13 protein-coding genes are annotated in these 16105 nt (G+C 59.6%); 9 read left to right on the forward strand and 4 right to left on the reverse strand.

Going from position 1 to position 16105, the window contains the following annotated elements:
• Positions 1-36 precede the first annotated feature (36 nt).
• Entirely contained in the window at positions 37-1746 is a 1710-nt protein-coding gene (locus ACZRMS_RS06635; RefSeq protein ID WP_463994642.1) for an amidase, read from the forward strand.
• Positions 1747-2508: 762 nt separating this feature from the next.
• Here the strand turns inward: ACZRMS_RS06635 and ACZRMS_RS06640 are convergent.
• Entirely contained in the window at positions 2509-2889 is a 381-nt protein-coding gene (locus ACZRMS_RS06640; RefSeq protein WP_463994643.1) for a RidA family protein, read from the reverse strand.
• Positions 2890-3268: 379 nt separating this feature from the next.
• Here ACZRMS_RS06640 and ACZRMS_RS06645 point away from each other — a divergent pair, with 379 nt between their 5' ends.
• The 6 genes from ACZRMS_RS06645 to ACZRMS_RS06670 all read left to right on the forward strand — a co-directional run bounded on the left by ACZRMS_RS06645 (position 3269) and on the right by ACZRMS_RS06670 (position 10923).
• Positions 3269-4156 carry a helix-turn-helix domain-containing protein gene (locus tag ACZRMS_RS06645; RefSeq protein ID WP_463994644.1) on the forward strand — a complete coding sequence of 296 codons (888 nt, stop codon included), beginning with the start codon at positions 3269-3271 and terminating at the stop codon, positions 4154-4156.
• A gap of 149 nt (positions 4157-4305) precedes the next feature.
• Complete coding sequence (locus tag ACZRMS_RS06650; RefSeq protein WP_463994645.1) at positions 4306-5664, forward strand: glutamine synthetase family protein; 1359 nt, start codon at positions 4306-4308, stop codon at positions 5662-5664.
• Positions 5665-5728: 64 nt separating this feature from the next.
• Entirely contained in the window at positions 5729-6796 is a 1068-nt protein-coding gene (locus ACZRMS_RS06655; RefSeq protein WP_463994894.1) for a polyamine ABC transporter substrate-binding protein, read from the forward strand.
• Positions 6797-6846: 50 nt separating this feature from the next.
• Positions 6847-8145 carry an NAD(P)/FAD-dependent oxidoreductase gene (locus ACZRMS_RS06660; protein ID WP_463994646.1) on the forward strand — a complete coding sequence of 433 codons (1299 nt, stop codon included), beginning with the start codon at positions 6847-6849 and terminating at the stop codon, positions 8143-8145.
• Between the two features lie 181 nt (positions 8146-8326).
• Positions 8327-10069: an amidohydrolase gene (locus tag ACZRMS_RS06665; RefSeq protein WP_463994647.1), complete on the forward strand. Its 1743-nt coding sequence runs from the start codon at positions 8327-8329 to the stop codon at positions 10067-10069.
• Positions 10070-10146: 77 nt separating this feature from the next.
• Positions 10147-10923 carry a TorF family putative porin gene (locus tag ACZRMS_RS06670; RefSeq protein ID WP_463994648.1) on the forward strand — a complete coding sequence of 259 codons (777 nt, stop codon included), beginning with the start codon at positions 10147-10149 and terminating at the stop codon, positions 10921-10923.
• 21 nt (positions 10924-10944) lie between these two features.
• On the opposite strand, the gene ACZRMS_RS06675 is transcribed toward ACZRMS_RS06670, so the two are convergent.
• Positions 10945-11718, reverse strand: coding sequence for an SDR family NAD(P)-dependent oxidoreductase (locus tag ACZRMS_RS06675; protein WP_463994649.1), 774 nt, complete (start codon positions 11716-11718; stop codon positions 10945-10947).
• 148 nt (positions 11719-11866) lie between these two features.
• Between ACZRMS_RS06675 and ACZRMS_RS06680 the strand changes: the two genes are divergently transcribed.
• Together ACZRMS_RS06680 and ACZRMS_RS06685 are read left to right on the forward strand one after the other, a co-directional pair.
• A complete protein-coding gene (locus tag ACZRMS_RS06680; RefSeq protein WP_463994650.1) occupies positions 11867-12769 on the forward strand; it encodes a LysR family transcriptional regulator in 903 nt (300 codons plus the stop codon).
• Between the two features lie 232 nt (positions 12770-13001).
• Positions 13002-14087, forward strand: coding sequence for a type I restriction endonuclease (locus tag ACZRMS_RS06685; RefSeq protein ID WP_463994651.1), 1086 nt, complete (start codon positions 13002-13004; stop codon positions 14085-14087).
• 120 nt (positions 14088-14207) lie between these two features.
• On the opposite strand, the gene ACZRMS_RS06690 is transcribed toward ACZRMS_RS06685, so the two are convergent.
• Positions 14208-15092 (reverse strand): SMP-30/gluconolactonase/LRE family protein, encoded by an 885-nt coding sequence (locus ACZRMS_RS06690; protein WP_463994652.1) that lies wholly within the window; start codon positions 15090-15092, stop codon positions 14208-14210.
• 1 nt (position 15093) lies between these two features.
• Positions 15094-15939 carry an SDR family NAD(P)-dependent oxidoreductase gene (locus tag ACZRMS_RS06695; protein ID WP_463994653.1) on the reverse strand — a complete coding sequence of 282 codons (846 nt, stop codon included), beginning with the start codon at positions 15937-15939 and terminating at the stop codon, positions 15094-15096.
• Positions 15940-16105: the final 166 nt, after the last annotated feature.

Consider the following 16105-nt stretch of genomic DNA (forward strand, 5'->3'; position numbering starts at 1 on the left):
GCTCTGCCACCCCCATCAACAACCAGCGGTAAGCGCATGATTGAAGTCACCGAGGTTTCCATAGCCCAACTGCGCGCCGCGCTCGAGTCTGGCCAAACCACGGCGGTCGAGCTGGTGCAGGCCTATCTCGCACGGATCGATGCCTACGACACCCCGGACACTCCCACCGCGCTCAATGCGGTGGTGGTGCGCAACCCGCAGGTGCTGATCGAGGCTCGAGCATCCGATGCCCGCCGGGCCAAAGGCCAGACCCTTGGCCCGCTGGATGGCATCCCCTATACCGCCAAGGACAGTTATCTGGTCAAGGGCCTGACCGCAGCGTCGGGCAGCCCGGCCTTCAAGGATCTGGTGGCGTATCGTGATGCGTTTACCATCGAGCGGCTGCGCGGGGGCGGTGCGATCTGCCTGGGCAAAACCAATATGCCGCCCATGGCCAACGGCGGCATGCAGCGCGGCGTCTACGGCCGTGCCGAGAGCCCGTACAACCCCGATTACCTGACGGCTCCCTTCGCATCGGGCTCATCCAATGGCGCAGGCACGGCCACAGCCGCCAGTTTCTCGGCATTCGGCCTGGCGGAAGAAACCTGGTCGAGCGGACGCGGCCCTGCGTCCAACAACGGTCTGTGTGCCTATACCCCCTCACGCGGGGTAATTTCGGTGCGCGGCAACTGGCCGCTGACGCCGACCATGGACGTGGTGGTGCCGTTTGCCAGAACCATGGCCGACCTGTTTGAAGTCCTTGATGTGGTGGTGGCGGACGACCCTGACACCCGCGGCGACCTGTGGCGGATGCAACCCTGGGTGCCGATACCCGACGCCTGCGCGGTTCGCCCCGAGTCTTATCTGGCACTGATTGCCAACGCCGACAGCCTGGTGGGCAAGCGCCTGGGTGTACCTCGTATGTACATCAATGCAGACCCGGATGCGGGCACCTCTGAATCACCGGGTATCGGCGGGCCGACAGGCCAGCGCATCATCACCCGGGCCTCGGTGATCGACCTGTGGGAGCAGGCACGCAAGGCCCTTGAAGCAGCTGGCGCGCAGGTGATCGAGGTGGATTTCCCGCTGGTGTCCAATTGCGAGGGTGACCGGCCGGGGGCGCCAACGGTGTTTACCCGTGGCCTGGTGTCCAGGGAGTTCATGCATCACGAGTTGTGGGACCTGTCGGCCTGGGCGTTCGATGACTTCCTGCAGGCCAACGGTGACCCCAGGCTCAACCGCCTGGCCGACGTCAATGGCGATCTGATCTTCCCGCACGACCCGGGCACCCTGCCAAACCGCGAGGATGATCTTGGCGCCGGCATGGACGAATATGTGCGCATGGCCAAGCGCGGCATTACCCCGTGGGACCAGATCCCTACCCTGCAAGACGGCTTGCGCGGGCTTGAACAGACACGCCGGATCGACCTTGAAGACTGGATGGACCGCCTGGGGCTCGATGCCGTGCTGTTCCCGACCGTGGCCGATGTAGGGCCGGCGGATGCGGATGTCAACCCGGTGTCTGCGGACATCGCCTGGAGCAACGGTGTGTGGGTGGCCAACGGCAACCTGGCCATTCGGCACCTGGGGGTGCCGACGGTCACCGTACCGATGGGCCTGATGGCGGACATCGGCATGCCGGTGGGGCTGACATTTGCCGGGCGCGCCTATGATGATTCGGCGTTGCTGCGCTTTGCTTCGGCGTTTGAATCGACCGGTTCGAAACGCGTTATTCCGCCGCGTACGCCGCCGCTGTCGGGTTGTTAACTGGCAGAGGCTTGGCGGCGATCCTTCGGCAGCTGCTGCAGGAGATTGCGCAGTACACGCGTACCAAACAGGCCGGTTGGTCGGCCGCCTCGCTGTAAGGGCGGAACCCTGTACAGGCAGCTACAACAGAACCACCGAGTACATATCCGGCATTCGCGTTTAACTGAAATATTGGTTTCGCTCTTACAGCGAGTCCCTTTTGTAAGGACACAAAAAGAACCAAAAAGTCCTTGCCCTGCCATACGGCCGAGGTCGCCTAGGCTCCCCCGGCGCCCTCACTCCGGCACTGTTATGGGGGCACTCCGCGACGGGCCATCCATGGCCCATCGCGGCTGGCGCGGCGTCCTGCCGCGCCAGCCCCATAACAGCACCTGCGCTCGGCCTTCTGTGAGGGGCGATCGCGTCGCTTGATTAATCCCGTGGCTACAGCAAAAGCAAAGGTTAAGGCTTGAAACTGCACAACCTCTTGTGGGAGCGGGCTTGCTCGCGATGCAAGCGGCGCGGTATTTGAGTTGAATCGCGCCGATGCCATCGCGAGCAAGCCCGCTCCCACAGATGAGATGTGCGAGTCTCGCAGACCTCGCCGCCAAACAGGCCGGCCGCCTCGGACGCTTTTGATCTGCCCGGCCCTTCGACGTGCCCACGGAGCAAGACCGGAGCAAGGGCGAAACCCGTAGATAGCCGTGGCGCATCGAATGGATATGTACGCTGTACAGGCAGCTACAACAGAACCACCGGGTACATATCCGGCATCCTGGCTAGTCAGCCCCTGGCAGCCATCGCAGTCACTTCAACCCGCATCCCCTCAACCGCCAACGAAGCCACACCCACCGCAGCACGCACTGGCCACGGCTTGGCGAAGAAGCGCTTGTACACCTCATTAAAAGCAGCACGGTCTGCCATGTCGGTCAGGTAGATGGTCAGGTGAAGCACCCGGTCCATCGAGCTGCCCGCTTTCTCCAGTGCCAGCTTTAGCGCCTGCAGGGTGCACTCGCTCTGCTCGACAATCCCGCCCAGTTCCAGGCTGCCGTCAGCACGGGTCGGGATTTGGGTCGAAACCAATATGCCGCCGAAACCGGCAACATCCGACGAAATGGATTCAGCATCAGGATCAGGGGTAAAAGTGATGTCTTGATTGCTCATGGGAGTCTCTTGTTTAAAGGGTAAAAAGGGGTTCGGGGCATGAGTGCCCAGCAATGGCGGCCCTTGGAGCGCACCGCGCAATAATGCCACAAGCGCAACCCGCACCCGCGCCTTGCGCAGCTTTTTGGCCACTGCTAGGGTCTGCTGATGTTTGGTTGTGGCCGCGCCGATAGCCCATGTGGTGCAGGGCAAGACGCGAGCAGCGTGGTTGGGTTGTTCCAAATAAGCTGCGAGCAACGCCGCCCTGCGCATTGCCTGGCTAAATTTGACCCAGCGACGCGGCTCACAACCAAACATCAACAGCCCCTAGGGTGCGCTGACAATAACAAGCACTGAACTTGCCCGGCATGCCCGAGCAGGAACACGAGGACGTCATGCCATGCAGATTCAATCCCACGATACTGCGGACGTAGATCAACAACTGGTGATCGCCGGCTGGCAGGAACACTATCAGCAGATGTCGCCGGGCTCCTTTCAGGGAGCCGTGGTGCACATGGAGTTGAATGGCATCCAGGTGTACGAAGAGCGCATGAATACGCGCATTGAACAGCACTTTCATGCCCCCGCCGATTCGCTGGTGTTCAGCTTCGATACCCGTGACGGCTCCCTGTATCTGCTCAACGAGGACACGCAAAACACCTGGATCACCCCGGAAAACTACAAGGAAGTCGCAGTGGTGATCGGCCCTCAGTATTTGCAGCAATTCAGTGCCCTTAACCTGAGCAAGCTCGATGGCCTGCTTCTGACGCCGCTCGTGTCTCAACAAAGCCAGCTCTTTGGCGGCTGGCTGAGCCGTACCTTGCAGCAGCTGGCCTCGGATCAGTCGCCGCAGGCCGATGAAGGGCTGGCGCAACAACTGGTCGACGATTGTCTGTTTATCCTCGACTGCCCCAGCCAGGCACCCGATCGGGCACAGCAGAAGCACCTGGCTCAGGATCGGCGGATTATTCAGCAGGTGTTTGACCTGGTCATGGCTGCACCGCAAGAGCATTTCAATGTGCTGCAACTGGCCAACGGGGTCGGGCTATCCGTGCGCCAGTTACAACACAGCTTCACCACCTTTACCGGGGTTTCGCCCAGTCAATGGCAGCGCTTGCGGCGGCTGAATTTTGCCCGCCGCGACTTGATGCGCGCCAGGTCCGGGGACACCAGTGTGGCGGAAGTCGCCATGCGCTGGTCCTTCTGGCACCTGGGCCGGTTCTCCCACGCCTATTACAGTTTGTTCGGCGAACTGCCCAGCAGCACCTTGCTGCGACCTCGCGAGTAACCCGCTCCCCCTGCATTGGCGCACCAAAACAGGGCGCAAAGAAAGACGCAAAGCGGATAGAAGCCCGCCACCCCAGGATTGCACTATGACCTTGAAACACGGAACCGGGCCGCCAGGGGGCGCTCGGGCATTTCCCTGCAAGAGGCGTTATGAAAGGCAATCTGGATCGACTGAGCCAATGGCTCAAAGAAAACAAAATCACTGAAGTCGAGTGCCTGATCTCTGATCTGAGCGGCATCGCCCGGGGCAAAATCTCCCCCACCAACAAATTTCTCAACGAGCAAGGCATGCGCCTGCCCGAGAGCGTCTTGTTGCAGACGGTCACCGGTGACTACGTAGAAGACGATATCTACTACGAGCTGCTGGATGCGGCGGATATCGACATGCACTGCCGTCCGGATCAGGACGCCGTGTTTATCGTGCCCTGGGCCACGGAACCGACCGCGCAAGTGATTCACGACACTTACGACAAACAGGGCAACGCCATTGAGCTGTCGCCGCGCAACCTGCTCAAGAAGGTCTTGAGCCTGTACACCGCACGCGGCTGGAAGCCGATCGTCGCCCCGGAGATGGAGTTCTACCTGACCCAGCGCAGCCCTGACCCTGACTACCCGTTGAAACCGCCGGTGGGCCGCTCCGGCCGCCAGGAGACCGGGCGCCAGTCTTACTCCATAGAAGCCACCAACGAATTCGACCCGCTGTTTGAAGACATGTACGACTGGAGCGAAGCCCAGGGGCTGGACCTGGACACCTTGATCCACGAAGAAGGCACGGCGCAGATGGAGATCAATTTCCGTCACGGCGCGGCGCTGTCCCTGGCCGACCAGATCATTATTTTCAAGCGCACGATGCGCGAAGCGGCACTCAAGCATGACGTCAGCGCGACCTTCATGGCCAAGCCCATGACCGGTGAACCGGGCAGCGCGATGCACGTGCACCAGAGCGTGGTGGACCTGGAAACCGGCGTCTCGGTGTTTTCCAACCCCGATGGCAGCATGAGCGAACTGTTCATGCACCACATCGGCGGCCTGCAAAAGTACATCCCCGAGACCCTGCCGCTGTTCGCCCCCAACGTGAACTCGTTTCGCCGCTTCCTGCCCGACACCTCCGCTCCGGTAAACGTTGAATGGGGCGAAGAGAACCGCACCGTTGGCCTGCGCGTACCGGACTCGGACCCACAAAACCGCCGGGTCGAGAACCGTCTGGCCGGGGCCGACGCCAACCCGTATCTGGCCCTGGCCGCCAGCCTGCTGTGCGGTTACGCCGGCATGGTCGAAGGCATTGAGCCGAGCGCGGCGGTGGTTGGCCGTGGCTACGAACGCCGCAACCTGCGCTTGCCGCTGACCCTGGAGGCTGCGCTGGAATGCATGGAGCAGTCGGACATGGCCAAAAAATACCTGGGTGAGCGCTTTACCAAAGGCTTTGTGGCAGTCAAACGGGTCGAACACGAAAACTACAAGCAGGTGATCAGCTCCTGGGAGCGCGAGTTCCTGCTGTTCAGCGTTTAGGCCTGGACACTCTCCAAAATGGACTCACAGAAAGGACATGTGGATGAAACGTATTGCGCAGAAAATGATGCTCACCACCCTCGTCGCCCTGGCCGGTCAGGCCTCGGCGCAAGAGGCCGTCAACATCTATAACTGGACGGACTACATCGCTGACGACACCCTCGTAAACTTCCAGCGCGACACCGGCATCAAACCGGTTTATGACGTGTTCGACTCCAATGAAACCCTGGAAGGCAAACTGCTTGCCGGGCGCACCGGCTATGACGTGGTGGTGCCCAGCAACCACTTCCTGGGGCGCCAGATCAAGGCCGGGGTGTTTCAGAAACTCGACAAGTCCCAGCTCCCCAACTGGAAGAACCTGGACCCGGTCTTGCTGGCCCGGCTGCAAGCCAACGACCCGGGCAATGAGTACGCGGTGCCGTATCTGTGGGGCACCAATGGCATCGGCTACAACGTCGACAAGGTCAAGCAGGTGCTGGGCATCGACAAGATCGATTCCTGGAGCGTGCTGTTCGAGCCTGAAAACCTCAAGAAGCTGAAAAGCTGCGGCGTGGCCTTTATGGACTCGGCAGACGAAATCATGCCCTCGATGCTCAACTATCTCGGGCTCAACCCCCGCAGCCTGGAGCTCAAGGACTACAAGGTCGCCGAGAAAAAACTGGAACCGCTGCGCCCTTACATCAGCTACTTCCACTCCTCCAAGTACGTGACCGACCTGGCCAACGGCGACATCTGCATCGCCTTCGGCTACTCCGGCGACGTGTACCAGGCAATTCACCGTGCGCAAGAGGCCGGCAACGGCGTCAACGTTGCCTACGTGGTGCCCAAGGAAGGCGGCAACCTGTGGTTCGACATGCTGACCATCCCGGCCGACGCCAAGAACCCGGAACAGGCCCATGCCTTTATCAACTACCTGCTCAAGCCTGACGTGATAGCCGACATCAGCGAGCACGTGGGCTACGCCAACGCCAACACCCCGGCCACGGCCTTGATGAAGGACGACATCACCCAAAACCCGTCGATTTATCCGCCCGAATCGGTACAGGCCAAGCTCTATGTGTCATCGGAGTTGCCGCCTGACCTGATGCGCTGGATGACTCGCTCGTGGAACAAGTTCAAGTCCGGTCGTTAATCCTGTGCCGGGCATGAATGGGTGCCCGGCAACTCAGTAGGCAGTTTTTTATGACGTCCATGATGTCTTTACCGCACACCTATTACAGCGCAACCCGCAACCGTCAGCTCCACTGCCCGCCCCTTGAAGGCCAGGTGCAGGCGGACGTCTGCATTGTCGGCGCTGGTTTTACCGGTTTGAACACGGCCATCGAGCTGGCTGAACGCGGGCATTCGGTGGTTGTGCTTGAAGCGCAGCAAATCGCCTGGGGCGCCACGGGCCGCAACGGCGGCCAACTGATTCGCGGGATTGGTCACGACCTGGACGCCCACGAAAAAACCATCGGCCGCGAAGGCGTCAAGGTCCTCGAGCGGTTGGGCCTGGATGCGGTGGACCTGGTGCGCCAGCGCGTAGAAAAGCACGGCATTGCCTGCGATTTGCGCTGGGGTTTCTGCGAACTGGCCAACACCCCGCGCCACGTTGAAAACCTTGTGGCCGAGCAGGCGTCTCTGCAACAGCTGGGGTATCGGCACAAAGTCGAACTGGTGGAACGCGCGGACATGCATCGCGTTGTGGCTTCGGATCGCTACCTCGGCGGGCTGATCGATGAGGGATCGGGGCATTTGCACCCGCTCAACCTGGCCCTGGGCGAAGCCAGTGTCGCTCAACAACTGGGGGTGCGGATTTACGAGAACAGCGCGGCGCTGCGGATCGACTATGGCAGTCAGGTTCGCGTACACACCGCCAACGGCGTGGTGCATGCCAAAACCCTGGTGCTCGCCGGTAACGCCCACCTAGGCGATCTGGAGCCGGCCCTCAGCGGCAAGGTACTGGCCGCCGGTAGCTACGTGATTGCCACCGAACCCTTGAGCGAGGACCTGGCACACAGCCTGATCCCCGGCAACCGGGCGCTGTGCGATCAACGTGTCGGCCTTGATTACTATCGTTTGTCAGCCGACCGGCGCTTGCTGTTTGGCGGCGCGTGTCACTACTCCGGGCGCACGCCCAGGGATATCGCCGGCTATATGCGTCCCAAAATGCTCGATGTATTCCCGCAGCTTGCGGGCAAGCGCATCGACTTTCAGTGGAGCGGCATGATCGGCATCGGCGCCAACCGGCTGCCACAAATCGGCCGCCTGCCGGCCCACCCCAACGTGTTTTATGCCCAGGCCTACGCCGGGCATGGCATCAACACGACGCACATGGCGGCAAGGCTGGTCGCGCAAGCCATCAGCCTTGAACAGAGCCAGGGCTTTGACCTGTTCTCCCGTGTGCCGCACCTGACATTCCCGGGTGGCAAACACTTGCGCTCGCCTTTGTTGGCGCTGGGCATGCTCTGGTATCGACTCAAGGAAATCGCTGCCCGCTAATACGAGATGCAGCACCGCAGTCATTCAGATACACCGCGCCGCGAGTATCGCGAGCAAGCCCGCTCCCACTGGAATTGGGGCTGTGGGAGCGGGCTTGCTCGCGATGCAGGCGCCACGGTTTATCCGTTAGTTCCAACACTTTGAAACAAGCCAACAACAAAAACTCAAAAAGGACGTTCACATGAAGCGCTTTACCCCCTGTGTCCTGGCGGCATTGTTTGCCCTGCCCTCGTTGCAGGCCATGGCTGCTGCCGATCTGGTGCTGACCAACGGCAAAGTGTTTACCGGCGTGCCCGGCCAGGCGCTGGCAAAAGCCGTGGCGGTGGAAAACGGCAAGATCATCAAGGTCGGCAGCGATGCCGAGGTCAATGCACTGGCCGATGCCAAAACCCAACGCATTGATCTGGCGGGCAAGGTGCTGATGCCCGGCATGATCGACACTCACAGCCATCCCGTGAGCGCCGGGCTGGACAGCCTGGGCGCGAATCTGCTCGATGAAGAAAAACCCTTGCCCGAGCTTGAGCAGTGGATTATCGAACAGGACAAAGCGGGCAAGGCACGGGCCGGCGACGTGATCAATATTACAGGCGTCAGCTCGGCCTACTGGGAGCAGGCCCGGGAGCTGGGCAAAATCTTCAATCAGGGCCGCTGGGCCGATCAGCCCCTGGTGTTGAGCGGGATCGACGGGCATACCGGCTGGGCTAACAACGCGATGCTCAAGCGCGCCAAGGTTGATGCCGCCCTGGTCAAAAGCCTGCCGGCCAATGAGTTGAGTTATGTAGGCCACGAGGCTGACTTCACCCCTAACGGTTTTTTTGCTGAATCTCGCTGGGACCAGGTACGCGGCCAGGTCCCGGCACCCAGCCCGCAGGTGATGCTCAAGGCCGCCCGTGAAGCCGTCAGGGTCAACAACCAGTACGGTGTGACCGCATGGATGGACGCCGCCTCGAACGCGGGCGGCGGCGACTCGCTGTTTGACTTCACGGCCACCGAGCAAAGCGTTGGCGTGCTGCCGCTGTATCGCCAGCTGGCAGAAAATGGCGAGCTGTCGGCCCACGTCGCAGCACTGATGCTCACCAATTCCAAAAGCAAGCCTGCCGACCTCGAAGTCCTGGCCAAGGTGATGAAACAGTTCGAGGGCGTGCCCAACCTGACCTTCCCCGGGATCAAGGTGTTTGCCGACGGTATTCTGGAATACCCGGGGCAAACGGCGGCGGTCATCGTGCCGTACAAGAACAACAATAAAAACGGCGAACTGCTGATCGATCCTGCGCACTTTGGCGAGCTGGTGGCCGCAGCCGAAAAACGCGGCTGGATCGTGCACATGCATGCAGTCGGCGACCGTGCGGTACGCGAGTCCCTCAACGGCTTTGAATACGCACGCAAGCTCAGCCCCGCGCCAGTGGCCCACAGCATCAGCCACCTGCAACTGGTCAACCCCAAGGAGTTCCCGCGCTTTGCACAACTGGGGGTCATCGCCTCCATGCAACTGTTGTGGGCCACGGAAGAAAGCTACACCGTCGACCTGGTGAAGCCGTATATCAGCGCATTTGCCTATGGCTACCAGTACCCGGCCAAATCGCTGCAAGACGCCGGCGCCGTGATCGCAGGCGCCAGCGACTGGCCGGTATCGAGCCCCAACCCGTGGTACGCCATCGCCCAGGCCATTACCCGCAAAGGTCCGCTGGGCGTGCTCAACGCCAAGGAAAGCCTGGATCGCCAGGCCATGTTCTACGCCTACACCCTCAATGCTGCCAAAACCCTGGGGCTGGATGCACAAATCGGCTCCCTGGCACCGGGCAAACAGGCCGACCTGATCGTCCTCGACCGTGACGTATTCAACGTGGATGACGAGGCATTATCGGAAACCAAAGTCCTGAAGACCTTCTTCGCCGGCAAGCAGGTCTACGCCCCCGACGCCTGATTCCAACCGCCCCCTCACCCGCAGGGGGCGGTCAAAACGCATTGCTCATAGCGCCTTATAAAAACAAGAGACTTGATATGAACGCATTGTCTGTTTTCATGCTCACCGGCCTTGCCCTGACACCCCTGCTCAGCGCCCAGGCGCTGCCGCTCAACGACGAATTCGAACTGGTGATCACCCCCACTCTGGTCAGTGACTACCGGGCCAGCGGCATCTCGCAAACCCTGGGCGACCCCGCCGCGCAATTGACCCTCACCCTCAACCACGCCAGCGGCCTGTATGCCGGGCTCTGGACTTCGAATGTCGACTTTGGCCACGGTTCCAAAACACGCCAGGAGATCGAGTACTTCGCCGGCTACTTCTGGCAAATCAACGACAACATCAGCCTGGACAGCTTCTACACCCGCTACGAATTCCCCCGTGAAAGCGGGTACAACCAGAGCGACATCCAGTCCACCCTGGATGCATACGGTGTTTTGCTCGGGGCCAAATACGTCAGCAACATGAAAGGCCCGGACTACGAGGATGAAAACGGCGAGTTCCACGACGGTAAAAAAGACGAGGACCTGTCCTCGGTATTTATTGGCTACCACACCGTGCTGCCCGCCGAGTTCGGGCTGGAGATGCGCTATGAATATGTTGATTACAAGGACGACGTATTCTTCACCGAGAGCGGCAAGGGCCGCGCCGACTACTACGACTGGGAGATCAAGCTCAGCCGTGAACTGATCGGTATCAAGTGGGCGCTGAGCTATATCGATACCGACCTGTCGAAGGACGAATGCACGAGCTTTACCGGTTACGACGACCTGTGCGGTGCAACCCTGATGGCCAGCGCCAGCAAGACGTTCTGACGAACTTGCCAGCGGCAGGCATCAAACAACGCTGGTCAAACCGCCGTCTACAAAGATTGTTTGCCCGTTGATAAAGTCCGACGCCGGCGAGGCGAGAAACACGGCCGCGCCACACAACTCTTCTACCTTGCCCCAGCGCCCTGCGGGCGTGCGCTTGCACAGCCATTGGGAAAATTCCTGATCGTCGACCAGGGCGCGATTCATCTCGGTTGCAAAATAGCCCGGGGCCAGGCCATTGGCCTGGATCCCGTGGCACGCCCATTCGGCGCACATGCCCTTGGTGAGCATCTTCACCGCGCCCTTGGATGCCGCATACGGGGCGATCGACGGGCGGGCCAGCTCGCTCTGCACCGAGCAGATATTGATGATCTTGCCGCGACCACGGCCAATCATGTGCCGCGCCACGGCCTGGGACACATGGAACACACCGTCCAGATTGACCCGCATCAGCTCGTGCCAGTCGTTGGCGTCGTAATCCTCAAGGGGCGCGCGCCGCTGGATACCGGCGTTATTGACCAGGATCTCGATGGGCCCGATGTCGGCCTCAAAGGTGTTGATCGCCGCAAACAGCTGTGCGCGGTCGGTGACGTCAAAGACCGCGGTTTCAGCGCGGAGACCCTCGCCATGCAATTGCGCGGCAATGGCCCGGGCTTTATCCCTATTGCGATCATTGATCACCACGGTGGCGCCAGCGGCTCCCAACCCGCGGGCCAGTTCGAGCCCGATGCCCTTGCCTGAACCTGTGATCAGGGCCCTGCGGCCATTAAGCTGGAAGCTGTTGATATTGAATGACATGCTGCTCTCCACAAACGGCCATTTATTATTTTTCAGGCCTTGCTGCCACTTCACCCCAGGTGATGGACAGCGTCCAATCGTCATTCATGATCTTGTGATCATTTACCGTGATCGTCGCAATGCCGTCGTTGCGTATCGGGAGTACCCAATGGAAATCAAACACCTGCGCTCATTTGTGACCCTGGCCGAGGAGCTGCACTTCGGTCGTGCGGCGCAACGGTTGTCCATCGTGCAACCGGCCCTGAGCATGCAAATAAAGATGCTTGAAGAAGAACTGGGGGTGCGCCTGTTCGAGCGTAACCGGCACTCGGTCACCTTGAGCGAAGTAGGCACCCTCTTCTTGCCGCAGGCACGCGCAACCCTGTATCAGGCGGCCCATGCGGCGGACGTGGCCAGGGCTTGCGGGCGCGGGGAAATCGGCCGCGTGCGGCTGGGGTTTGTGTCATCGGTATTGCCCGAACTGCTGCCCTCGCTGGTGCGCACGCTGCATGCACGCTTCCCGCGTATCGAACTGGAACTCAAGGACATGCCGGGGCCGGACCAGGCTGCGGCCCTGAAAAGCGGCCAGCTCGACTTCGGGCTGATGCGCTTGCCGGCCAGCATTGCGGGCATCCAGACCCGGGAAGTGCTGCAAGAAAGCTTCATTGTTGCCCTGCCCGGCGACCACCCGCTGCTGGCGTGCGACACCCTGCACCCGACAGCGCTCGCCCACTTGCCGGTATTCATCCTGGCCAGGCGTTATGCCCCCGGCTTTTACGATGAACTGATGCAAGCGCTAACGCGCCAGGGCGTGCAGCTGGAAATCGCCTCGGAACTGGGCGAATTCACCACCATGCTGGCACTGGTTTCAGCCGGGCTGGGCGTGGGCCTGCTACCGGCCAATGCGGGGCGCGCCCTGCCCGCCAACGTCATCTCCAGACCGCTGGAACTGGGGGATTACCGCGCAACCACAGGCCTGGCATGGACGGACCTGAACACCGCGGTGAAAACCACCGTGTTCAATTTGATGAGTGAGTTGCTGCTGGAACCCGTGCAGGAGCCTGCGACCTGATCGACCGGGTGACTGCATCGCTGGCAATCGAGCGGTGAGCGGTGATCCCATGGTGCTGGATACCAAAGTTGCTGGAGAACATGCATTGTCGTGCTGAAAAGAGATTCGTTGATAAAACAACTTCAGTTCATCCCAACAAACTCCCTATCTACCTGCTCATATCTAGGCTAGGGTCGTTATGGCTTGGAGTTCTCACAAGCTGTAAGTGTTTTTTCCCTGGGGAGGGGAAATTATGGAATTCGAAGAAAAGCTCGCAGGGTTAGCGGCAAAAATACGACAACAAGCAGCAGCCATCCAAACAGAAGAAGCCACGAAAAACGCATTTATAATGCCATTTATTCAATCGATCCTGGGGTATGACGTTTTCAACCCTTTGGAAGTTGTTCCTGAGTTCACATCGGACGTTGGGACAAAGAAAGGCGAAAAAGTCGACTATGCCATCCTGAAAGACGGGGCGATTCAGATTTTAATTGAGAGTAAGAAAATCGGCGAGCCGCTCAATATCAAGCATGCCAGCCAGCTTTTTCGCTACTTCCATGTCACGAGTGCAAGAATTTCGATTCTTACAAACGGTCAGGTGTACAAGTTCTTCACCGACCTTGATGCGCCCAACAAGATGGACGAAAAACCCTTTCTGGAACTGGACCTTCTGAATATTGATGACCACGCCATACCTGAGCTGCAAAAGCTCACGAAGTCCGCTTTTGATGTCGACTCAATTATCAGTGCGGCAGGCGAGTTAAAATATGTTGGCCAGATTAAACGTGTACTGGCTGCACAGTTCAGCGAGCCCGACGACGACTTTATTAAGTTTTTTGCCTCGCGTGTCTATGAGGGGGTTATTACTCAGAAAGTGCGCGAGCAATTTGGGCACCTTACCCGGAAGGCGACCGCACAATTTCTCGGTGACCAGGTAAATGACCGCCTTAAGTCCGCAATCAACGGGGGAAACCAGCCTGTGGCTGTTACACCTCTGGCGGTTGCTCCACCCCAAGGCGCTCCTGAGGAGGACGGTGGCGAGAAAGATCTGATTGTCACGACCGAGGAAGAGACGGAAGGCTACAACATCGTTAAAGCCATAATCCGTACCGAAGTGGATGCAAAGCGAATAGTCGCTCGTGACACGCAGAGTTACTTCGGTATTTTGCTGGATGACAATAACCGCAAGCCACTGGCTCGGCTTCACTTCAATCGGGCTCAAAAATACATCGGTCTTTTTGATGCTGACAAAAAAGAAGTCCGACATCCGATTGAGTCACTCGATGACATTTTCTTACACGCTGATTGTCTGAAGGCCACTGCAAAGCTTTACGGCTAGTACGTGACCTACCCGCTTAGGATCGTTTTAACGCTCCCAAGCGGGGGGGTTGCAGCTCCCATGCATTTCGTCGCTGACGTCCACGCACAAGATCCCTCTTACCCGGGGCCCCCTAACAACTCAAATATCCTTGAACCGACACCGGGGAACACCCGCGACTGGCAGGCGGATACTGTAGATATTCCCGGCGGCCGGGAAGTCAGCCTGCTCGGCCGGTGTCATGCCGAACCTGGCGCTGGTGATAAACAATGTGCGCATGTCTGCCCCGCCAAAACAGCAACTGGTGGGGCGCGGGACCGGCATTTCAAGGATTCGGGTCAACTCGCCGTGGCGATCGTACCTGAGCAGGCAGCCGCCATTGAACTGGCACACCCAGATGCCCCCTTCAATGTCCATGGCCAGGCCATCCGGGCGACCGAGGTCCGGCGGTGTATGGGCAAACACCTCGATATTTTCCAGGGCGGTGCCGGTGGCCGGATATCGGGCGCGAAACAGGGTGCGGGCCACCGAGTCGACAAAAAACAGCTCCCCGCCGTCGGCCGACCACACCAGCCCGTTGGGCAGCCCAATATTCTCCAGTACCACCGAGGCGTTCAGCCCCGCGTCGTAGCGATATAATTTCCCGCTGTTTTTGCTGTGTGCCTCGTCCATCAAACCGGTGATAAAACGCCCCTGAGGGTCGCAGGCGCCATCATTGAAGCGGTAGGAAGGGAGCGTGCTGGCCGGTGGCGAGTGGCGGCTCACCTGCAGGCTGGCGCGATCAAGAATGGCGACGCCGGCCTCTCGGGTAAAAATCAGGTTACCGGCATTGGTCAGTGCCAAGGCACCGACCCGTGAGGATGACTGGTGAAGCCGGGTAAGGTTGGCCTGTTCATCCAGGGCGTTTATCTGCCCTCGGGAAATATCCACGAACAACAGGGCATTACTGATTTCGTCCCAGACCGGGCTTTCCCCGAGGTCAGCCTGGCACGCCGAAAAAAGACGCAACGATTCTTGTGCAGGCATTTCAACACTCCTTGATTTGATCCCACATCCGGGCAATTTCCCCGGCGCTGCCAGCCTTGACCCTAGCCAGGTCGAGGGGATAGTCGACACCCTGATTCTCGACAAACCGTGTCGCGGTGAACTGACCATTGCTGGCTCGCAGAATGTAGCCGGTGTCCTGGCACAACTGCGAAGCCAGAAAAATCACGCCGGGGGCCACCCATTGCGGTTTCAGGTCCTGCGGCTCGCCACTCACGCCCCACATTCTGGTTTTGGCCACCGGCGATACGGCATTGACCAAAATGCCGTGTGCCGCGCCTTCCATGCTCAGTGCATTCATGATGCCCAGTTGCGCCATCTTGCCTGCGGCATAGGCCGTCAGACCCGGCTGCGCATATTGCTGGTACATCGCCCGGTCCGAAGAAGTCAGCACGACCCGCGCAGCCGTCGATTGCCTGAGGTATTTCCAGGCATGTTTGCAAAGCCAGACAGGGCTATAGACGGTGATACCCAGCGCCCGCTCAATAAATGCCTGTTGCGCGTCTTCAATCGACTGATAACCGACCCAGCCCGCGTTATGAATCACAATATCAAGTTGCCCAAACGCTTTGATGGCCGTCTCGATCAATTGCTGACAACCCTGCTCGCCGGCCAGGTCGCCGTGATGGCCAACCACGCTGTACCCCTCGCCCGCAAGCGCTTGTGCGGCATCCAGCGCGACGGACACATCCTCGCCAGCGCCTGTCTTGTCCGAACCCGCATCACTGATCACGACATTTGCCCCCAGCCTTGCCAGTTCCCGTGCATAGCTCAAACCCAGGCCCCGTCCAGCGCCCGTTACAACTGCGGTTTTTCCGGCAAAGTTCATTAATCGGCTCCTTTTGATTGTCACTTCACCCTAACAATCAAAAGGAAAGTTGTTTAATACTGATCAAGCGCCCCATTGATACTCTGTGCGTATCACACGACTGTTTAAAACCTGCTGACTTTTGAGTGAATATAAAATTTGCTCTTCCCTGCCCGGGCAACATTGA

The organism is Pseudomonas sp. B424 (assembly GCF_055408345.1).